Source organism: Actinomadura oligospora ATCC 43269, from assembly GCF_000518265.1.
GTDB classification, from domain to species: Bacteria; Actinomycetota; Actinomycetes; order Streptosporangiales; family Streptosporangiaceae; genus Spirillospora; species Spirillospora oligospora.
The window spans coordinates 370489-391030 of the sequence record NZ_JADG01000007.1; the positions used below are offsets into that span (position 1 = coordinate 370489).

Consider the following 20542-nt stretch of genomic DNA (forward strand, 5'->3'; position numbering starts at 1 on the left):
CAGGTGGCCTGGTGGTAGCGGCATCGGGCGGCTACGAGGCCCCGATCAGGGCATTCTCGGACGGGTCCCGGGGGCGGCCCGACACGGGTAGCATCCCCCGGGTCGCGCATGACCGTCCGCTTCGCGGGTATCGTCCGCGGCCCGCGGGAAGGCATGGCAAACTCCACGGCACCCGCGCGGATAAGGCGACCGACGAGCGGGCTAGCCACTACCATGTTGGGGACTACGGCTTGCGGGGCGACACCCTGGGTACTGCAAAGAGGAGGGTCGGAGGCGTAAGCTGCCACGCCACGAACATGGGATCTGACCACCTGCGCTGGACACTGCAGTGAGCACGTCCGTCATCGAGCCCGGCGCCCGCTTCGCGGGTCGGTACCGGCTGGAAGAACGCATCAAGGACTCGGGTGGCTCGTCCCTGTGGAAGGCCATCGACGAGATCCTCGCGCGCGCCGTCGCCGTCCGCACGTTCGAGCCCGGCTTCCCGCGCGTCCACGAGGTCGTCACCGCCGCGCGCGCCGCGTCCCGGCTGACCGACCCCCGTCTCACCCAGGTCTTCGACGCCGACGACTCGGGTGAGCGCGCCTACGTGGTCAGCGAGTGGGTCGTCGGCGAGACGCTGGAGCAGATGCTCGCCAAGGCCCCGCTGGAGCCGGGCCGCGCCACCACGCTGTTGTACGAGGCGGCCGAGGCGCTCGCCGCCGCGCACGCGGCCGGGCTGGCGCACCTGTGCCTGTCCCCCCGCGACCTGGTCTGGACGACCGGCGGCACGGTCAAGGTCCTCGGCGTCGCGACCGACGCCGTCCTGGCCGACCACTACTCCGACTCGCCCGCCGGCGTGGACACCCGGGGCCTCGGGTCCATGCTCTACGCGGCGCTGACCGCGCACTGGCCGGGCGAGCCGTCCCGCTCGTCCCTCCCGGCCGCACCGACGTCCGGTTCGTCCGGCTCCAACGGTTCCCGGGGCTCGGGCTCGCACGACCTCACCGTGACCACCCCGGACCGGGGGGCCGCGGCGAACGCCACCGCGCCCGACGAGCCCCCGGTCCTCGTGGCCCCGCGCCTGGTGCAGGCGGGCGTGCCGTCCGCCGTGGACGACATCGTCTGCCGCAGCCTCGGCCTGCCCGCGCCCGCGAGCGGCCCGGACGCCGAGTCGCTCACCACCCCGGCCGAGTTCGCCGCCGCGCTGCGCCGCGTGCCGCGCACCCCGCTGCCGCTGTTCGCCGGGCTCGGCACCGCGCCGACGCCCCGTCCGGCCCCGGCCGGCCCTCAGGCGACCACCGCGTACCGGCAGCCGCCCGCCGCGGCCCAGCCCGCGCAGCCCGCACCCTCGCGTCCGGCCGCTCCGCCGCGCCGGGCGTCGTCCGCGCCGACCGGCGCGGCCCCGGCCCAGCCGACCACCGCGATCGGACGGTCCACCCGCCACGGCGCCCCCCGCAAGCCCGTCAACCGCGGCCTGATCGGCATCGCCGCGGCCGCCCTGACGGTCGTGGTCGGGCTCAGCGCGTGGGCGCTGTCCGGCGGCGACCCGGACAAGGGCCAGGCCCAGCACGGCACGGGCCCCGGAAACGGCCAGTCGTCCTCGCCGTCCGCGCCCGCCGCGACCACGCTGAAGGCGGTGAACGCCTACTCGATCCAGGACGGCTCGAGCCGCGACAGCCAGTCCGACAAGTACCTCGACCTCCTGACGAACGGCGGCGGCAGCCACAGCCGCTTCTGGCAGAGCGCCACCTACCACGGGGCCGACTTCGGCAGGCTGCTCAAGGGCATCGGCGTCGTCTTCGACATGGGCCGCAAGGTCAAGGTCGACAGCGTCCGCCTGAACACGGTGGGCGTCTCGGGCGCGCCGATGGAGATCCGTGTCGGCGACACCAAGGATCTCGGCGCCCTGCACGTCGCGGGCAAGGGAAGCTCCCAGTCGGGCACGTTCACGATCAAGGCCGACAAGCAGCTGGCCGGCCAGTACGTGTGCGTCTGGTTCACCACCCCCGTCCCCGACCAGTTCAAGGCGAAGCTGAGCGAGGTCACGATCCTCGGTTCCGCGAGCTAGAGCGCGTCGCGAGCGGCGTCCAGGTTGCGCGCATCCCAGGAGTGGAGGACGGAATCGGCCCGGGTTCGACCGTCCTCCGCCGGGGCGTCGCGGTGGGGCAGGTGGCTTCGAGAGGCACCGTGGTCCGGTTCGGGTGGCTCTGGACCGGTAACGATGGGGTGGCGATCGCGCCGTCGTGTTTCCGGGTTGTGACGTCTGACGGAGTCTCTCGGTATCGTTCCTGTGAGCAGAATGTCCCCTCCCCCCAGGAATCTGTGGTGTCTTCCTCAGCAGGTGCGGCCGCTCCCGGACGTCCGGTGACCAGCGAAGGCGTGCGGTCATGGCATCGGTGAGCACGCCGCGGGTGGGCGAGGTCCCCGACAAGGAGCTCCTGGCCCGGCACGCCCAGGGGGACCCGCACGCCTTCGCCGAGCTCGTGCACCGGCACCGTGACCGCATGTGGGCCGTCGCCCTGCGCACCCTCGGCGACCCCGACGAGGCCTCCGACGCGCTCCAGGACGCCTGCCTTTCGGCGTTCCGCGCCGCGGGCCGGTTCCGCGGCGACGCCGCCGTCACGACCTGGCTGCACCGCATCGTCGTCAACGCCTGCCTGGACCGGATCCGCCGCCGCTCGGTGCGTCCGGCCACGCCCATGGGGGACGACGCGACCTTCGACGCCGTCGCGCCCAAGATGCCCGACCCCACGGACGCCCACGGGGTCTCCCTGGACGTCCGGCAGGCCCTGACGCAGCTGCCTTACGAGCAGCGCGCGGCGCTCGTCCTGGTGGACATGATGGGTTATTCGGTCGACGACGCGGCGGCCGTTCTGGAGGTCCCACCTGGGACGATCAAGTCGCGGTGCGCCCGTGGACGCGCGAGGCTCGCGCCACTCCTCCGCCAGCATCGGAACCGAAAGGACGCCCGGAACGTCGGAGGTGTGGAAGGAGGTGGCGCACCCTGATGAAATCCCCGCATCTCGACTACGACACCTTGGCCGACCTCGCCGAGGGACTGCTCGAAGACGACCTGGCCGCCTCCGCCAACGCGCACCTCGACACCTGCGCCGAGTGCCGGGACCTGTCCGCCGACCTTGCGGACGTGTCCCGGATCCTGGCGGAGGCGCCCCTCCCGTCCATGCCCGCCGAGCTGGCCGAGCGGATCGACTCCGCCCTGGCCGCCGAGTCGCTGCACACCGCCACCGTGGTGAGCCTGGAACAGCGGCGCAAACAGCGGCACTGGCGGGTCCTGTCCGCCGCTGCCGCGGCGGTGGTCGTGCTCGGCGGCGGAACGGCGGTCGGAACGACCCTCGTGCGCGGCGGCGGTTCGCATGACGGCAGCGCCAACGTCTCGTCCCCGGTGACCGACCCGTCGGGGCCGGACCACGCGTTGGCCGGCGGGCCCGGCGGCAGCGCGCCCTCGGCGGCGGCCGGCGGCTACGCGATCGTGACGACCGGCACCGACTACCACGCGGCGTCGCTCGGCTCGCAGATCGCGCACTCGGTCGGCGAGCCCGCCCGGCAGATGACCGTGCAGGGCGCGACGGCCACGTCCGTCCAGCAGTGCGTGGCGGCCGTCGCCCGGGCCGTCCGGCCCCTGCTGGTCGATCAGGCGCGCTACGACGGCGCACCGGCGACGATCATCGCGCTGCCCGGCCCTTCGCAGGGACGCTACGACGTGTGGATCGTCCGGCCGACCTGCACCCCGCAGGACCGGCAACTGATCAGTCACACCCAGGTGTCCGGCTGACCCTGGCCCCGAGATCAGACGACGGCCGTCCGGCGCCCGGACGGCCGTCGTTTTTCATTCACGGGACGCGCTCGCTGACATCTTTGGGCCTTCGCCAGGAAGCATCCTAAGGAGCGTGCCGTCGCTCCCGTTCGGACCCGTTTCTGGAGAACGCCGCTCAGAGAACCCCTCGGGAGCGGCTTCCTGGAGCCGCTCTTCAGGATTCGTTCAGAGAGTCTTGAGGAAGTCCTCGGCGATCGCCCAGGCGCGCTCGGCGGACTGTTCGTCGTAGTCCGGCAGATCGGGATCGGTGAACAGGTGCCCCGCGCCGGGGTAGCGGAAGACCTCGACGTCCGCGCCCGCCCGCCGCATCCGCAGATACCACGCGTTCTGCCAGTCGACCGGCTCGTAGGTGTCGGGATCGGCCACGTGGAGCTGCACGGGCAGGTCCATGGCGGACGCGTCGTCGGCCATGTCGGACGTGCCGTGCATCAGCAGCAGGCCCCGCGCGTTCTTGTCCCCGAGGGCGAGGTTCTGCGCGAGCGCGCCGCCGAGGGAGAAGCCCGCGTAGACGATCCCGCCCGCCGACAGCGGGGCCGCCGCGGCGATGGCCCGCTTGAGGAGCTCGTCCCGGCCGATCTCCTCCTTGATCTCGATCGCCTCGTCCGGGTCGTCCACGACACGCCCGCCGTAGAGGTCGGGGACGTGCACCTCGTGACCGTGCTCGCGCAGCCGGTCGGCGGCCTGGTGGACGGCGGGCCGGAGCCCGTACATGGAGTGCAGGAGAAGAATCCGCGCCATGTGGGCAAGCTTATGTCCAGCCCAACCCCGTCCCGGGACGGGCGGGAATCTCCGGGCTCTAGGATCGGTTGACGCGACTGGCGGTCCGGAACGGCTCCGGGGATCTCTGAGACGGCCCGGCGTTCCCGCCCCTCCGGTACCGAAAGCCACCGAGAAAGGCACTGTGACAGTGAGCGACGACGTCCGCAACGTCATCATCATCGGGTCCGGCCCCGCCGGCTACACGGCCGCCACGTACGCGGCCCGTGGTGACCTGAAGCCGCTGCTCTTCGAGGGCTCGGTCACCGCCGGCGGCGCGCTGATGAACACCACCGACGTGGAGAACTACCCCGGCTTCCCGGACGGGATCATGGGCCCGGACCTGATGGACGGCATGCGCAAGCAGGCCGAGCGGTTCGGCGCCGAGCTGATCACCGACGACGTCACCGAGGTCGACCTGAAGTCCAACCCGAAGATCGTCAAGGTCGGCGACGACGTCTACCGCGCGCACGCGGTGATCGTCGCCACCGGTTCGCAGCACCGCAAGCTGGGCCTGCCGCGTGAGGACGCGCTGTCCGGACGCGGCGTCTCCTGGTGCGCGACCTGCGACGGCTTCTTCTTCCGCGACCAGGACATCGCGGTCGTCGGCGGCGGCGACACCGCGATGGAGGAGGCCATCTTCCTGACCAAGTTCGCCCGGACGGTCACCGTCGTGCACCGCCGGGACGAGCTGCGCGCCAGCCGGATCATGCAGGACCGCGCGTTCAAGAACGACAAGATCCGGTTCGTCTGGGACAGCGAGGTCGCCGAGCTGCAGGGCGAGACGAAGCTGAGCGGCGTCCGCCTGCGGAACGTCAAGACCGGCACCGAGGAGGACCTCGCGGTCACCGGCCTGTTCATCGCGATCGGCCACGACCCGCGCAGCGACCTGTTCTCCGGCCAGCTCGACACCGACGACGAGGGCTACCTGGTCGTCGAGGCGCCGACCACCAGGACCAACCTGCCCGGCGTGTTCGCCTCCGGCGACGTCGTCGACCACACCTACCGGCAGGCGATCACCGCGGCCGGCACGGGCTGCGCCGCGGCGATCGACGCCGAGCACTGGCTGCAGGACCAGGGCGAGGCCGAGATCGTCCCGCAGACCGACCCGGTCGTCCTCGCCGGCGAGGGCTGACCGGCGCCCGAACGCCGTCCGGTGCGGTGGCGGGGGCCGCCGCGCCGTCCGTAGTACGAGAACCAAGGGAGACTCCATGAAAGCCGTGACCGACAAGGACTTCGGCACCGCCGTCCTCCAGAACGACAAGCCCGTCCTGGTCGACTTCTGGGCCGAGTGGTGCGGCCCGTGCCGCATGGTCGCGCCGATCCTGGAGGAGATCTCCGCGGAGCACGGCGACAAGATCGAGATCGTCAAGATGAACATCGACGAGAACCCGAAGGTCCCCGCCGAGTACGGCATCATGCAGATCCCGACCATGAACGTCTACAAGGGCGGCGAGGTCGTGAAGCAGATCATGGGCGCCAAGCCCAAGGCCGCCATGCTGCGTGAGCTCGCCGACTTCATCTGAGAACCGTCTCAGCGCCCCGAGGGCCCCGCTTCCACCGTCCGGAAGCGGGGCCCTCGCCGTCCGGGCCGCGTCTCTCAGAAGCCCTCAGACCGGACGAAGGATGCCCTCTGGGGTCATGGAGCCGAGAAGCCGCTCCAGCGCCACCTCGACGTCCTCACGCCACGACAGGACGGACTTCAACTCGAGCCTGAGCCGCGGATACCGGTGGTGCGGCCGGACGGTCTTGAATCCGACCGAGAGCAGGTAGTCGGCGGGCACCATGCAGGCCCCGTCCTCCCCCTTCAGGTCGCCGAACGCCTCGACCGCCTTCACGCCGCGCCGGACGAGGTCCTTCGCGACGCCCTGGACGAGCATCCGCCCGAGCCCGCCGCCCGCGAAGTCCGGCACGATGTGGGCCGTCATGAGCAACACGGCGTCCGCGCTGACCGGACTCGTCGGGAACGAGATCGACCGCGGCACGTACAGCGGCGGCGCGAACAGGACGAACCCCGCGGGCACGTCGTCCACATAGGCGATCTTCCCGCAGGAGCCCCACTCCAGCAGCGTGGCCGAGACCCACGCCTCCTTCTCCAGCCCCGGGTCGCCCGCCTTCACCGCCCGCTCGAACCCCGCCGGATCCAGTTCCCAGAACACGCACCCGCGACACCGCCGCGGCAGATCGTCCAGGTTGTCCAGCGTGATGTTGACGAGACGACGCGACACCAGAACCCCCGCCCACAAGCCACCACAGCACCCCGAGCCCGCCCCGGCATCGTAGCGACCCCACCTCCCCCAAACCCCCCACTCACCAACTCCCGGCCACCGAGCCGCACGCCACTGCCGACGACCTGGCACCTCCACCAGTCGACCAGGGCGCGATGGTCGACAGCACGGCGGTCGGCAGCACGGCGGTCGGCAGCGGCGCGGTTGGCGGCGGTTGGCGGCGGCGCGGTTGGCGGCAGCGCGGCGCTCCGCAGCGCGACGCTCGACGGCGCGGTCGTCAGCGGCGCGGTCGTGGGCAGCGCGGTCGTGGGCAGCACGGTCGTCAGCGGCGCGGTCGTCAGCGGCGCGGTCGTCAGCAGCACGGTCGTCAGCAGCACGGTCGTCAGCGGCGCGGTCGGCGATCGGCCGGGCGTGGGCGGGTGGGTGGGGGGATGGTTCGGTTGGGGGGTGTGGGGTGATCCGGTCGTGGGGATGCGGGGGGTTCTCCCGGCCGGCACGGGATCGATGCCGTAGTTTGCTGGGACATCCGATCCCCTGGAGGTGCCTCGTGGAGCACTCGCGTTCAGATGCCTACACCGATCGTTATGCCGACCGCGCCGCCGGCATGGTGCCTTCGGAGATCCGGGCCCTGTTCGCCGTGGCCTCGCGTCCCGAGGTGGTCTCGCTGGCCGGGGGGATGCCGTACGTGTCGGCGCTGCCCCTGGACGAGTTCGGCGGGATGGTCGGGGAGCTGATCGCGCGCAACGGGGCCGAGGCGCTCCAGTACGCCTCCGCGCAGGGGGATCCCCGCCTGCGGGAGCAGATCTGCGACGTGATGGCGCTGGAGGGCGTCCAGGCGTGCGCGGACGACGTGATCGTCACGGTGGGCGCGCAGCAGGCACTCGACCTCGTCACGCGGATCTTCGTGAACCCCGGCGACGTCATCCTCGCCGAGGGGCCGTCCTACGTGGGCGCGCTGGGCACCTTCGCGTCGTATCAGGCGGACGTCGTCCACGTCGCCATGGACGAGGGCGGGCTCGTCCCCGAGGCGCTTGAGGAGACCCTCCTGCGCCTGCGGCGGGAGGGTCGCACGGTCAAGTTCCTCTACACCGTGCCCACGTTCCAGAACCCGGCGGGCGTGACGCTGACCGCCGACCGTCGCACGCGTCTCCTGGAGCTCGCGGCCGAGCACGACATCCTCATCATCGAGGACAACCCCTACGGGCTTCTCGGCTTCGACGGGGAGCCCATGCGGGCCCTGCGCGCCGACGACTCCGAGCGCGTGATCTACCTCGGCACGTTCTCCAAGACGATCGCGTCCGGCCTGCGGGTGGGCTGGGCGCTCGCCCCGCACGCGGTGCGCGCCAAACTCGTCCTCGCGGCCGAGTCGGCGGTGCTCTGCCACTCCAGCTTCTCCCAGCTGGCCGTCCGGGAGTACCTGGCGACGCAGCCGTGGCGCGAGCAGATCAAGGAGTTCCGTCAGCTCTACCGCGAGCGCCGTGACGCCATGCTGGACGCCCTGGACACGCTGATGCCCGAGGGATGTACGTGGACGCGTCCGGCCGGTGGCTTCTTCGTCTGGCTCACCCTCCCCGAAGGACTGGACGCCAAGGCGATGGCTCCGCGCGCCATCGCCGAGCGCGTCGCCTACGTTCCCGGCACCGGCTTCTACGCCGACGGGAACGGCCGCCGCGACATGCGCATCTCGTACTGCTACCCCGAGCCGGACCGCATCCGCGAAGGCGTCCGCCGCCTGGCCGGTGTCATCGAGAACGAGCTGCGCACCCGCGACACCTTCGGAGGCGTCGGCCACCACGTTTCAGGGGGCGTGGACACCCCAGGCCCCGAAGTCGTCTGATCCCCCTCCCTTCCGATCCCCGGGCCGCGCCCTCCGTCTGCTCATCAGGCGGAGGGCGCGGCCTTTCTCGTGCTCGCCAGCCCGCCAGGTGCTCTCGCTGTCGTCTCGAACGCCTCATGCGTCCATGCTCGCCGGACGCGGCGTCACGATGGAACCTGAAGCGCGTTCTGTGGATAAACCCGCCGACACACGGGCCCGTTTCACGTGAAACGGCGGCAGCCTCCATGATGGGTGCCGTCCAGCACGCTCCTGATCCACCCTGAAGGAACCGCAGTGGAATTCACTCACGTCGTCGTACTCGCCGGAGGACTCTCCTACGAGCGCGAGGTCTCGCTGCGCTCGGGCCGCCGCGTCACCGACGCCCTGCGAACCCTGGACATCCCCGTCGAACTCCGGGACGCCGACGCCAACCTCCTGGAGTTCCTCGCCACGGACCCGCCGGACGTCGTCTTCCCCGTCCTGCACGGCGCCATGGGAGAGGACGGCGCGATCCGCGACATCCTCGAACTCGTGGGGATCCCCTACATCGGCGCCCGCCCGGACGCCTGCCGGATCGCCTGGGACAAGCCCTCCGCGAAGTCCGTCGTCGCCCGCGCCGGCGTGCGCACGCCCGCCTCCGTCGCGCTCCCCAAGGAGCTCTTCCACGACCTCGGCGCCGCCGCCGTCCAGGACCTGATCGTCACTCGACTGGGCCTGCCGCTCTTCGTGAAGCCCACCCGCGGCGGCTCCGCGCTCGGCGCGTCCGCCGTCCACAAGGCCGAGGACCTCACCGCCGCGCTCGTCTCCTGCTTCGCCTACGGCGACGCGGCCCTCGTCGAACGCTACGTGGAGGGCACCGAGATCGCCGTCAGCGTCATCGACGGCCCGGACGGTCCACGCGCCCTCCCCGCCGTCGAAATCGTCACCCCGAACGGCCGCTACGACTACACCGCCCGCTACGACGCGGGCGACACGGAGTTCGTGACGCCCGCGCGCCTCTCCCCCGGGGCCGCCGAGGCCGCCACCCACGCCGCCCTCACCGCACACCGCGCCCTCGGACTCCGCGACCTCTCCCGCACCGACCTCATCGTGGACGCCGCGGGAGGCGTCCACTTCCTCGAAGTCAACGTCGCCCCCGGAATGACCGAGACCAGCCTCCTCCCCCGAGCCGTCACCGCCGCGGGGCTCTCCCTCGGCCCGCTCTGCGAATCCCTCCTCCGTCGCCGTTTCACGTGAAACACCGCCCCCTGTACAGCGCCGACCTTCAGGGACGAGGGGCGCGACTCCGGTGGGCACAACTGGCGCGCCGTGCGTTGATCACCGTCGGCGGGGTCGGGGGAAGCGCCAACGCGGAAGCCTCGGGCGCGGGCGGCTACGCCGGTGGCGGCGCCGGTGGCATCTTCGCCACGTCCGGCGGGAACGGCGGCGTTCACGTGAAACAAGGCATCGGCCACTCCCCTACTTCGACGCCGCCGTCCTCCAGATGCACCTCGGCAAACTGACCCAAGACAGCGAAGCTCGCGCCACCGGGCGGGACGGCCCCTCGGAGAGCGGCGGCGTGTTTCACGTGAAACGGCGGGAGCGGCGACAACCGGCCGACCTCCTGGAGGTTGCCGGCGAGGGTCTCGCTTCTAGCGCCTGGAGGAGGACGAGGGCCTGGCGGGGCGGACGGGGGTTTGGCGGGGCGGACGAGGGTCTGGCGGGAAGGGCTAGGGCCGGGAGGAAGTCGGAGGGCAGGCGGGAGGGCGAGGACGGCCGGGAAAGCGAAACGCCCGCCTCGGTGGAGCGGGGCGGGCGTTGAGAGGAAGGCCGGTCAGTCGTCGTCTTCGACGCCCTTGTCACCGGGGGCCATCGACTTGATGATGCGGTCGAGGTCCTCCAGGGTGGCGAACTCGACGACGATCTTGCCCTTCTTGCTCCCCATGTCGACCCGGACCCGGGTCTCGTACCGGTCGGAGAGCCGGTCGGCCAGGTGCTGGAGGGCGGGAGCGGTGGGGCGCTTGCCACGGACGCGGGGCGCCTTCGGCTCCTCGTCGGCCTCACGGGTGGCGATGATCTCCTCGACGGCGCGGACGGAGAGCCCTTCGGCGACGATGCGCTGGGCCAGGCGGTCCTGCGCCTCGGCGCTGTCCAGCGACAGCAGGGCGCGGGCGTGGCCGGCCGACAGCACGCCCGCGGCCACCCGGCGCTGCACGTTCGGCGGCAGGTTCAGCAGGCGCAGCGTGTTGGTGATGTGCGGACGGGACCGTCCGATGCGTCCGGCGAGCTGCTCGTGGGTGGCGCCGAAGTCCTCCAGGAGCTGCTGGTAGGCGGCCGCCTCCTCCAGCGGGTTGAGCTGCTGCCGGTGCAGGTTCTCCAGGAGGGCGTCCCGGAGCATCGCGTCGTCGCCGGTGTCCCGGACGATCGCGGGGATCGCGTCCAGGCCGGCCAGCTGGGCGGCGCGCCAGCGGCGCTCGCCCATGATCAGCTCGTAGTCGTGCTCGGTGTCGTCCTGGACGCGCCGGACGACGATCGGCTGGAGCAGCCCGACGATGGAGATCGACTCCGACAGCTCCCGCAGCGCCTCCTCATCGAAGTGCTCGCGGGGCTGGCGGGGGTTCGGCCGGATCCCGCGCGGCGGGATCTCCGCGAAGTGCGCGCCCGCGACCGCCTGTGCCTCCGGGTACGCGCCGTCCGCCTGGACGTCGCGTCCGGCGGAGGGGGACGCGGACGGCCCGGCGGCGGGCGGAGGCGGCGGAGCGGTCGGGATCAGGGCGCCGAGCCCACGGCCCAGCCCGCGCGGCGGCTTGCTCACTGGGCGGCCTCCACCCAGCGGTGCGCCATCTCCGAGGCGGCCTCGCTGTAGGCGAGCGCGCCGCTGGAGCCGGGGTCATAGGTGATCACGGACTGGCCGTAGCTCGGGGCCTCGGAGACCCGGACGCTGCGCGGGATCACGGTGTTCAGCACGACGTCCCCGAAGTGGGCGCGGACGTCCTCGGCGACCTGCGCGGCGAGCCGCGTCCGCGCGTCGTACATCGTCAGCACGATCGTGGAGATGTTCACCTGCGGGTTGAGGTGCGCCTTGACCAGGTCCACCGTCCGGACGAGCTGCCCGAGGCCCTCCAGCGCGTAGTACTCGCACTGGATCGGGATCAGCAGCTCGTCCCCGCCGACCAGGGCGTTCACCGTGAGCAGGCCGAGGGACGGCGGGCAGTCGATGAGCACGTAGTCGAAGCCGTCGGTGTCGTAGGCGTCCAGCGCCCGGCGCAGCCGGGACTCGCGGGCCACCTTGGAGACCAGCTCGATCTCCGCGCCCGCCAGGTTCAGCGTGGCCGGGGCGCAGTACAGGTTCGGGATCTCCGGCGCCGGGACGACGATGTCGGCCAGCGGCGTGTCCTCGATCAGGACGTCGTAGATGGACGGGATGTCCGCGTGGTGGTCCACGCCCAGGGCGGTGGAGGCGTTGCCCTGCGGGTCCAGGTCGACCACCAGGACGCGGGCGCCGTGCAGCGCCAGCGACGCGGCGAGGTTCACCGACGTGGTCGTCTTGCCCACGCCGCCCTTCTGGTTGGCGACCGAGATGATCCGGCAGCGGCTCGGCCGGGGCCATTCGGCATCCCGGCGGCCACTGCCCGGCATCACCTTGAGCGCGGTCACGGAGGTTTCATGTGAAACCTTGGCGTCCTTCAGCGCCTCGCGCACGAGTTCCGACTCCCCCTGAGTGTGTCCCTGGCGCGGGGCGGGCAGCGTGGCGCCTCCGCCTCCCGTCGGGACGTAGCCGACGGTCTCCGCGGTTCCGGACGTCGTGTTTCCCCACATCGCGTGCCCGGAGGGGGCTGAGCCCGCCTCCTGCGCGGGGCGCGGCGCCTCGGGCCGCTCCCCCGCGTCGCCGGGGGCCGCAGCGGGCCGTCCGGACTGGTCTGCTTCTGCTCCGGGACCGGACGGACCGGCGGGGCGGCCCGTCGCATCGGCGTGTCCGGGAAGGCCCGCGCCGTGCGCGGCCTGCTCGTCAGCGGATTCGTCGGGGCTGCCAGAGCGGCCCGATACCGGTCCCGTGCTCATGAAGACCTCTTTTTCGACCCTTTGGCGGGACGCGGCGCGCGTTCGGCCACCACCCGGACAAGCGTTGTCGGCGGCTCGACCTTACCTTGTCCGACTTGGAGTAGTTCAGTGGTCCGCACACCGAATCGCTCGAGCGCGGGAGCGGCCTCCTCGATCTCCGCCGCGGCGCGCTCGCCCTTCATCGCGAGCAGCTCCCCGCCCGGCCGCAGCAGCGGCAACGCCCACCGGACCAGCCGTTCCAGCGGCGCGACGGCCCGGGCGGTCGCCACGTCCATGGAGAACTCCTTGACGACCTCCTCGGCACGGCCGCGGCGGACCTCGACGTTCTCGAGCCCGAGCAGCTCGACCGCCTCGTTCAGGAAGTTCGTCCGGCGGAGCAGCGGCTCCAGCAGCGTGATCGACAGATCGGGCCGGACGATCGCCAGCACGAGGCCCGGCAGCCCGGCCCCCGTCCCGATGTCCACCACCCTGGCGTTCTCCGGGATGGCCTCGGCGACCACCGCGCAGTTGATCAGATGCCGTTCCCACAGCCGGTCGGCCTCGCGCGGACCGATCAGTCCGCGTTCGACGCCCGCGTCTGCGAGGAACTCCGCGTAGCGTTCCGCGATCGGCAGCGCGTCCCCGAATACCTCACGTGCAGTGCCCACCAGACGAATCGTTCCACAAAAACCCGCGGCGGCGTACCTGGGCGGACGGCGCCACGCCAGCTCACGCGCCTTCCGGACGTCCCCTTGGCCTCGTTCTGACCGTCTTCGTCCGTCCGCGACCGGTACGGACGACCGGCCCGAACGCACCGGAACGCATATTCGGCGTGGGCCGGGTAGAGGGAGGACGGCGCTGTCACTCGCCCTTCACGGGAGGGAGCACCAAGAGATGGGAATCGGTGTCAGCCTCGCCTTCATCGCCCTGGGGATGATCCTGGCCTTCGCCATACGGGTCGACCTCAGCGGTCTCGACATCCACCTGGTCGGCTGGATCCTCATCTTCGTCGGCCTGATCAGCATGATCTTCACACTGGCCTACACCCGGCCGCGCCGCCGGTCGGAGCAGGTGCCGGGCGCGGATCCCCTGTACGACGTCGAGGCGGAACGTCCGCACGTGGAGAAGGTCGTCGTGGAGCGCTCCGACGAACCGAAGGTCGTGGAACGCGTGATCGAACGTCCGGTATCCGGCAAGGATCTCGATGACCACCCCGCCCGGGATGCGTCGTTCGCGCAGAACCCGGCGGAGGCTCAGGATCCCGCACTGGCGCAGGATCCCGCCGTCGCACAGGATCCGGCCATCGCGCAGGACCCCGCCATCGCGCAGGATCCGGCCGCGGAGAACCCTCCGGCGCCGGTCCGGCGCGGGCCACGCCGACGCTGATCACCAACGACCGAACACCGGCTGAAGCCGAGCACGTGTGGCCCTGCCTGAACGCAATGACTACCGAACGTCCGACATGAGCGCCTGAATCAACCGAAATCACACGCCCTGAAACGACGAACCGCCTGCCCGGCCCGTGAGAACGGGTCGGACAGGCGGCGCTCGCCGTTACGGCTCAGGAAGGGTGGACGACGACGAAGCGCTCCGGCTCCTCGCCCTCGGACTCGCTGCGCAGACCGGCGGCGGCGACGGCGTCGTGCACGATCTTGCGCTCGAACGGGGTCATCGGGGCCAGTGGCTTGGCCTCGCCGGCCTGCTTGACCTCGGCCGAGATCTCCTGGCCCAGCTTGGTCAGCTCGGCGCGGCGGCGCTCGCGGTAGCCGCCGATGTCGAGCATCAGCCGGCTGCGGTTGCCGGTCTGGCGGTGCACGGCGAGCCGGGTCAGCTCCTGGAGCGCCTCCAGGACCTCTCCACGCTTGCCGACCAGCTCGTCCAGGGACGCCCCGACGACCGCGACGACCGCGCGCTCGCCCTCGACGTCCATGTCGATGTCGCCGTCGAAGTCACCGATGTCCAGCAGGCCCTCGATGTAGTCGGCGGCGATCTCGCCTTCCTGCTCGAGCGCCTGGACGTCGACCTCGGTGGTGTCGGTCTGGCTCAACGGGATCTCCTTCTTCGGCACGGACCGGGGTCAAAACTAGCGCTTCTGGGAGCCGCTGCGCTTGCTGCGCGGCTTACGCGTCGGCTGGTTGCGGACGACCTTGGGCGCGGCGCCGTTGTCGGCGGTCTCCGCGTCGGCCCCGTCCTCGCCCTTCTTCGCCTTCGCGCCGGCGCCGGCCTTGGCCTTCGCGCCGGAGGCCGCGGGGGTCTTGCCCTCCTCCTTGGCCTTCTCGAGCGCCTCGGGCGACTGGTAGCGCTTGTAGATGTAGTGCGACTGCGCGAGCGTCCAGGAGTTGGACGTCACCCAGTACATGAGCACGCCCAGCGGGAACCCGAGGCCGAACAGGCCGAACGCGGGGGCCAGGAAGACCATCATCTTCTGGGCCTGCATCATCGGGTTGTTCTCGTCCGCCATCGGCGTCTGGCGCTTCATGCTGGCGCGGACGGTGAAGAACGTGGTGACGGAGGAGATGACGACCGCCGCACCGGTGATGACCAGCGCGTTCCAGCTCTTGGGGTTGTGGCTCCAGGCGTTGAGGAACGTGTCGGAGATGTGCGACCCGAAGATCGGCGCGTTCTGGGCGCTGTGGACCAGGTCCGGCGACATCTTGAAGACGCCGTGGCCCGGCTTGGCGTCCGAGATGCGCTTGAGCACCTGGAAGAGGCCGATGAACACCGGCATCTGCACCAGGAGCGGCAGACAACCCGACAGCGGGTTGGCGCCGTTCTCCTGGTAGAGCTTCATGACCTCCTGGTTGAGGCGCTGCTTGTCGTTCTTGTACTTCTTGCGAAGCGCCTGGACCTTCGGGTTGAGCTCCTGCATCTTCCGGGACGCGTGGATCTGCTTGACGAACAGCGGAACCAGCAGCAGCCGGAGCAGGACGGTCAGCAGGATGATCGAGCCGCCCCAGGCCCACCCGCTGTCCTTCGGGAAGACCAGGCTCAGTGCGGAGTGAATCCACACGATGAGCTGGGAGACGATCGTGTACAACCAGTCAAGCACCGGGCAGCTCCTTGGGCTCTGCTAGGGCGGGGCCGCTCTGCTCGCGGCCGGAGGTCTTCGGGGGTTCCGCGGCCTTGTCGCGCGGGCCGCTCTCGTCCGGACCGGCATGGCCGGGACCGGTGGACGCGGCGTCGCCGTTCTGGCCGGGCTCGCCGCCGTTCCGGGCGGACCCGTCCGTGCCGGACGCGGCGCGCTCGGTGGCGCTGCCCGCGGACGGACGGCCGGAATCCGCGTCGGCGGCGGAGGCGCGGTCGCGGCGCGGCGGAACCGGGTCGTAACCGCCGGGGTTGAACGGATGGCAGCGGGCGATCCGCCGCACCGTCAGCCAGGAGCCGCGCAGCGCGCCGTGCTCCTGGAGTGCCTTCAGCCCGTAGGCGCTGCAGGTGGGCTGGAACCGACACTGCTGCCCGAGCAGGGGGCTCAGGAAGCGGCGGTAGGCGCGAACGAAGAGGATCAGGACAGCGGCGACCGGACCGGGGCGCGGTGCGGCACCCGGTTCGCCCGTTTCGCCCGGGGAATCCGCACGGCCGGTTCCGACCGGGGATTCCGCAGGTCGCGCACCCGCAGGTCCGCTCGTCATGTCCGTCCCTTGGTGGTCTGCCGCAACACCCGGTCGAGGGCGGAGTCCAGATCAGCGGCCAGTTCGTCACCGCGCGCCGTTCCCGCTGCGGGGTTGGCGCGCACTACGAGCAGGCTACCCTCCGGAAGTCGCTCGAGGCGCGCACGCACGAGGTGACGCAGCCTGCGCCGCACCTGGTTCCGGACGACGGCGTTCCCGACCGTCCGTGCCACGATGAACCCGACGAGTGCGGGCTCCTCGCGTCCGGTTGCTCCCGGTACCAAGGGGTTCTGGCGTCCTGTGCCGTTCCCTGGCTCGTTGTCCACACCCATCGAAACGAGCGGGCGGGACGTGTCGTTAGCGCCGGAGGAACGGTTTTCCACAGGCTGTGGTTCGCCTGTGGCTGAACGAGAGTCCGCCGCCGTGGCCGAACGGGAAACCGCCTCTGCGGCTGAACGAACAGACGCTTGCTGAACGGCGTCCCCAGAGGTCGCCCCGCGAGTGTCGCGAGGCGCGGACGCGGACGCGGGCTGCTCGCCCGGCCCGGTGGGGTGGCCGTCCTGTCCGGACGACCGGCGCTCCCCGTCGCGGGGCGCGACGGCGTTCGCGAGCCGCGAACCGGCTCGCGCCTCGGCGGGGAACGGCGCGGCGGACGGGTCCCTGCGGAGCAGGTGCACGACGACAGTTGGCCGTCCGGCGCGTCGCCCGCGCCGGACGGCCAAGGTGAAGTCGTCCCGCCGCCGCATCCGGTGTCCGGACGGCAGCATTGCGTCAGTGGTCGGTCAGACCGCGATGCGGGCGCGGCCCTTGCCACGCCGCGAAGACAGGATGGCGCGCCCGGCGCGGGTGCGCATGCGCAGCCGGAAGCCGTGCTTCTTGTGACGACGGCGGTTGTTCGGCTGGAAAGTACGCTTGCTCACTTGAGGCTCCAGTGCTGCGGTCGGCGTGATCAGTCTCGAGGATTCGCACCGCGGGCCGCGTCCGGTCCCCCGCAGCGGGGGCCCACCCGGCTCTCCGTGAAAGGGCGAGACGGCGGGCACGCGTCATCTCCGTCGATGCGACTCGACCTCAGCACGTTACGGGCTACTCGCCCATCCGGTCAAACGGAGCGCCCCCGGCACCTGGCGATCTTCGGCGGACGGGCGCTCCTCGTCCACCTCCTGGGGACAACCGTGCCCGCTTACGCGCGGAAGGCCCCGCGCGTCCCCGCGACGGCCGCGTCCATGCGCCTGGAGACGTTTCCCACAGGGGCTCGTGCGCCCGCGCGATGGCCCGTTGTCAAGACTCCTGACTCCGCTCGTGCGCCCGCGCGAAAGCTGTGGGTAACTGTGGATCTTGTGGGGACGAACACGGTGCGGACGGGGTTCGTGAGGCGTGTTGCGACCATCCGGAGTCAGGCCCTACAGTGACGGAACGAGTTTCCCGGTATGTGCGGTCCAGCCGACCGGTTCTCCCAGTTCCTGCAGGTCTCGCAGGGTGCGCCGAGACCACCTACTCCCCGGTTATCCACGGTCCCTCAGGCCGTGCCATGGACTTTTACACAGGCGTCCCCATGGTCATGCACATGGTGTGGACAACTCTGTGGACAACTCGTGAGAGAGTAAGTCTCCCGCATGGTCGACGGGCCTTTGTGGCAGCCCGAACCGGTGGGGTGGACGGGTTGAGGGGCACTCCGCGCGACGACTACGCCGGAGCTTTCGGGAGGGGCCATGCGCATGGACGGACAGAACCTCGGATCCGCCTGGGCCCGCGCGGTGGCGGCACTCGCCGACCGTGACCTTTCTCCCAACCACAGGGCCTGGCTCCCGCTCGTCCGGCCGCTGGCCCTTGTGGAAGACACCGCCCTTCTGGCCGCCCCCAACGAGTTCGCCAAGAGCGCCCTGGAGAACCGGCTGCGTGGCCTCATCACCCAGGCCCTGTCCGAAGAGCTCGGCCGGGAGATCCGTGTAGCGGTGACCGTCCAGCCCGAAGCGCCCGCACCCGCGCCTACGCCCGCGCACGAGGGCGGCCAAGGGCAGCCTGACGCTCAGCCCTATAGAGGCGATGAACAGCCCTACAGGGGGGACGAGGCGCCGTCCTACCGCGGAGACCGTGAGCGGGACCGCGACAGGGATCGAGACCGTCCGTCCTACGGCGACCAGGGTTACGAGGGACGTTCCTATGGCGAACGTCCCTATCCGGAGCAGCCGTACGCCGACCGTGGGTACGGGCCGTCCAACTACTCGTCCGGCCAGGACGACGACCGCGACCGCGGTTGGGCCGCCGCCCCCAAGCGTGACGAGGACGACCGCGGCTGGGCGGCTCAGCGCGAGGACGACGATCGCGGCTGGTCCCCGCGTGGCGGCGACTACGGAGGCCGTCCCGCGGGCTACGGCCCCGCCGGCGGACGTTCGCCGTTCGAGGGGCAGGGCCGTAATCCACAGGGCGGTGGATATCCCGCCGGCGCCGACCAGGACCGCTTCTCCGGTGGGCCCGACCAGGATCGTTTCTCCGCTGGCGCCGACCAGGACCGATACGCCGCGTCCGAGCAGGATCGTTTTTCCAAGGGGCCCGACCAGGATCGGTACGCGGGTTCAGACCAGGACCGTTTCGGCGTGTCAGAGCCGAACGGCGGTGGCTACCCGGGTGGCCAGGGCCCAGCCGCCGACCAGAACGGTGGTTACCCCGCGTCCGACCATGGCGGCTTCGGTGGGCCGCGTCCCAACGGACGGCCTGGAATGGGCGGCGCCGCGGCAGCGGGCGCCTCGCACGCGCCCTCGCACCTGAACGACCGCACGCTCGGTACGGCACGTCCGGAACGCGCGGGGGGCGAGGGAGCCCGGGGCGGACGGCCGGACGGCGGCGCAGGAGCTGGATCGCCGTTCCCGCCCTCGGACATCTTCCAGGGCGGTTCCGAGCGTCCTCCCTACCGGGGAGGCGGTGCCGACGAGCAGCCCTTCCGTTCCGACGACTCGTCCTACAAGGACGATGCCGCCCCCGCGCCCGCGGGAGGCGGAGCGTCCGGACAGCAGGCGGCAGAGCCCGGACGGCTGAACCCGAAGTACACGTTCGAAACGTTCGTCATCGGCTCGTCCAACCGGTTCGCCCACGCGGCGGCCGTGGCCGTGGCCGAACAGCCCGCCAAGGCGTACAACCCGCTGTTCATCTACGGCGACTCCGGCCTGGGCAAGACGCACCTGCTGCACGCCATCGGCCACTACGCCCAGAGCCTGTTCAACGGCGCGCGCGTGCGTTACGTGAGCTCCGAGGAGTTCACCAACGACTTCATCAACTCCATCCGGGACGGCAAGGCGGACGGGTTCCGCCGCCGCTACCGGGACGTCGACATCCTCCTCGTGGACGACATCCAGTTCCTCGAGGGCAAGGAGCAGACGCAGGAGGAGTTCTTCCACACCTTCAACACGCTGCACAACGCGTCCAAGCAGATCGTGATCTCGTCGGACCGTCCGCCCAAGGAGCTCGTCACGCTCGAGGACCGGCTGCGCAACCGGTTCGAGTGGGGCCTGACCACCGACGTCCAGCCGCCGGAGCTGGAGACGCGCATCGCGATCCTGCAGAAGAAGGCCCGCCAGGAGGGCCTGGCCGCGCCGCCGGACGTGCTGGAGTTCATCGCCTCCCAGATCGCGACGAACATCCGCGAGCTGGAGGGGGCGCTGATCCGCGTCACCGCGTTCGCCAGCCTCAACCGCCAGTCGGTGGACATGAAGCTGGCGGAAATCGTGCTGAAGGACCTCATCCCCAACGACACCGGGCCGGAGATCACCGCCCCGATGATCATGGCGCAGACTGTGGAGTACTTCGGGACGACGATCGAGGACCTCTGTGGACCATCGCGTTCCCGGATGCTCGTCACCGCCCGGCAGATCGCGATGTACCTCTGCCGGGAGCTGACCGACCTGTCGCTGCCCAAGATCGGACAGCAGTTCGGCGGGCGCGACCACACCACGGTCATGCACGCCGAGCGGAAAATCCGCAGCTTGATGGCCGAACGGCGGGCGATCTACAACCAGGTCACCGAGCTCACCGGCCGGATCAAGCACCAGGCGCGCAAGCGCTGAACCGGCCCGGCAGGCGCCGGAACCGGCCGTTCGCGGGGGTGCTCGCACAAGATCGACATTCACAGGCTGGGGAAAACTCCGCCCCACACGGTGGATAACCCGGGGGAAAACCTGAGGACAACCCCGCTGAATCTGAGGACGACTCGTGGACGGATTGTGGACCGGCTGGGGACGGCCGCCCGGCATCATGGGGACGAGTCCGTGGATGACCTGGGGACGGCCTGTGCAAACAGCGTCCGTGC

The 20542-nt window shown here is 71.1% G+C and carries 20 protein-coding genes; 10 read left to right on the forward strand and 10 right to left on the reverse strand.

All coding sequences use genetic code 11. The annotated features are described in order from the left end of the window. The first annotated feature begins 328 nt into the window (after positions 1-328). The 3 genes from P696_RS0111070 (at position 329) to P696_RS0111080 (ending at position 3772) form a co-directional block, all read left to right on the forward strand. Positions 329-2047: a protein kinase family protein gene (locus P696_RS0111070; RefSeq protein ID WP_026412389.1), complete on the forward strand. Its 1719-nt coding sequence runs from the start codon at positions 329-331 to the stop codon at positions 2045-2047. A 319-nt stretch (positions 2048-2366) separates the two neighbouring features. Continuing rightward, entirely contained in the window at positions 2367-2987 is a 621-nt protein-coding gene (gene sigM / locus P696_RS0111075) for an RNA polymerase sigma factor SigM (RefSeq protein ID WP_026412390.1), read from the forward strand. Next, the gene (locus tag P696_RS0111080) at positions 2987-3772 is read left to right on the forward strand and encodes an anti-sigma factor family protein (RefSeq protein WP_026412391.1); all 786 of its coding nucleotides are present in this window, start codon (positions 2987-2989) and stop codon (positions 3770-3772) included. Before sigM ends, P696_RS0111080 begins: the two co-directional genes overlap by 1 nt. Before the next feature lie 207 nt (positions 3773-3979). Here the strand turns inward: P696_RS0111080 and P696_RS0111085 are convergent, their stop codons facing one another. Next, a complete protein-coding gene (locus tag P696_RS0111085) occupies positions 3980-4552 on the reverse strand; it encodes a dienelactone hydrolase family protein (RefSeq protein WP_026412392.1) in 573 nt (190 codons plus the stop codon). A gap of 163 nt (positions 4553-4715) precedes the next feature. On the opposite strand from P696_RS0111085, the gene trxB reads away from it, so the two are divergent. Both trxB and trxA read left to right on the forward strand, forming a co-directional pair. Next, entirely contained in the window at positions 4716-5705 is a 990-nt protein-coding gene (gene trxB / locus P696_RS0111090; protein WP_026412393.1) for a thioredoxin-disulfide reductase, read from the forward strand. 76 nt (positions 5706-5781) lie between these two features. Continuing rightward, positions 5782-6096 carry a thioredoxin gene (gene trxA, locus P696_RS0111095; protein WP_026412394.1) on the forward strand — a complete coding sequence of 105 codons (315 nt, stop codon included), beginning with the start codon at positions 5782-5784 and terminating at the stop codon, positions 6094-6096. Between the two features lie 84 nt (positions 6097-6180). Here trxA and P696_RS0111100 read toward each other — a convergent pair whose 3' ends face one another. Then, complete coding sequence (locus tag P696_RS0111100; protein WP_026412395.1) at positions 6181-6798, reverse strand: GCN5 family acetyltransferase; 618 nt, start codon at positions 6796-6798, stop codon at positions 6181-6183. A gap of 204 nt (positions 6799-7002) precedes the next feature. Between P696_RS0111100 and P696_RS0111105 the strand changes: the two genes are divergently transcribed. The 3 genes from P696_RS0111105 to P696_RS0111115 all read left to right on the forward strand — a co-directional run bounded on the left by P696_RS0111105 (position 7003) and on the right by P696_RS0111115 (position 9850). Continuing rightward, a complete protein-coding gene (locus tag P696_RS0111105; RefSeq protein WP_026412396.1) occupies positions 7003-7311 on the forward strand; it encodes a hypothetical protein in 309 nt (102 codons plus the stop codon). Positions 7312-7402: 91 nt separating this feature from the next. Beyond that, a complete protein-coding gene (locus tag P696_RS0111110; protein WP_084337301.1) occupies positions 7403-8635 on the forward strand; it encodes an aminotransferase-like domain-containing protein in 1233 nt (410 codons plus the stop codon). 273 nt (positions 8636-8908) lie between these two features. Next, positions 8909-9850 (forward strand): D-alanine--D-alanine ligase family protein, encoded by a 942-nt coding sequence (locus P696_RS0111115; RefSeq protein ID WP_026412398.1) that lies wholly within the window; start codon positions 8909-8911, stop codon positions 9848-9850. Positions 9851-10427: 577 nt separating this feature from the next. Here the strand turns inward: P696_RS0111115 and P696_RS0111125 are convergent. From P696_RS0111125 to rsmG, 3 genes are all read right to left on the reverse strand, one after another. After that, a complete protein-coding gene (locus P696_RS0111125) occupies positions 10428-11408 on the reverse strand; it encodes a ParB/RepB/Spo0J family partition protein (RefSeq protein WP_026412400.1) in 981 nt (326 codons plus the stop codon). Further along, positions 11405-12232, reverse strand: coding sequence for a ParA family protein (locus P696_RS44735; protein ID WP_051467374.1), 828 nt, complete (start codon positions 12230-12232; stop codon positions 11405-11407). The genes P696_RS0111125 and P696_RS44735 overlap by 4 nt, the downstream gene beginning before the upstream one ends. Before the next feature lie 419 nt (positions 12233-12651). After that, complete coding sequence (rsmG, locus tag P696_RS0111135; protein ID WP_026412401.1) at positions 12652-13302, reverse strand: 16S rRNA (guanine(527)-N(7))-methyltransferase RsmG; 651 nt, start codon at positions 13300-13302, stop codon at positions 12652-12654. Between the two features lie 226 nt (positions 13303-13528). Between rsmG and P696_RS57385 the strand changes: the two genes are divergently transcribed. After that, positions 13529-14020, forward strand: coding sequence for a DUF6458 family protein (locus P696_RS57385; RefSeq protein ID WP_034484132.1), 492 nt, complete (start codon positions 13529-13531; stop codon positions 14018-14020). A gap of 175 nt (positions 14021-14195) precedes the next feature. Here P696_RS57385 and P696_RS0111145 read toward each other — a convergent pair whose 3' ends face one another. The 5 genes from P696_RS0111145 to rpmH all read right to left on the reverse strand — a co-directional run bounded on the left by P696_RS0111145 (position 14196) and on the right by rpmH (position 17162). After that, a complete protein-coding gene (locus P696_RS0111145; RefSeq protein WP_026412402.1) occupies positions 14196-14681 on the reverse strand; it encodes a Jag family protein in 486 nt (161 codons plus the stop codon). 36 nt (positions 14682-14717) lie between these two features. Continuing rightward, positions 14718-15683: a membrane protein insertase YidC gene (gene yidC / locus P696_RS0111150; protein ID WP_026412403.1), complete on the reverse strand. Its 966-nt coding sequence runs from the start codon at positions 15681-15683 to the stop codon at positions 14718-14720. Then, positions 15676-16263, reverse strand: a complete 588-nt coding sequence (gene yidD, locus P696_RS59250; protein ID WP_026412404.1) for a membrane protein insertion efficiency factor YidD — start codon at positions 16261-16263, stop codon at positions 15676-15678. Before yidD ends, yidC begins: the two co-directional genes overlap by 8 nt. After that, positions 16260-16574, reverse strand: coding sequence for a ribonuclease P protein component (rnpA, locus tag P696_RS54205; protein ID WP_084337303.1), 315 nt, complete (start codon positions 16572-16574; stop codon positions 16260-16262). The genes yidD and rnpA overlap by 4 nt, the downstream gene beginning before the upstream one ends. 450 nt (positions 16575-17024) lie before the next feature. After that, complete coding sequence (gene rpmH, locus P696_RS54215) at positions 17025-17162, reverse strand: 50S ribosomal protein L34 (protein WP_021592695.1); 138 nt, start codon at positions 17160-17162, stop codon at positions 17025-17027. A gap of 789 nt (positions 17163-17951) precedes the next feature. On the opposite strand from rpmH, the gene dnaA reads away from it, so the two are divergent. Beyond that, positions 17952-20300 (forward strand): chromosomal replication initiator protein DnaA, encoded by a 2349-nt coding sequence (gene dnaA, locus P696_RS0111160; protein ID WP_425394142.1) that lies wholly within the window; start codon positions 17952-17954, stop codon positions 20298-20300. Positions 20301-20542: the final 242 nt, after the last annotated feature.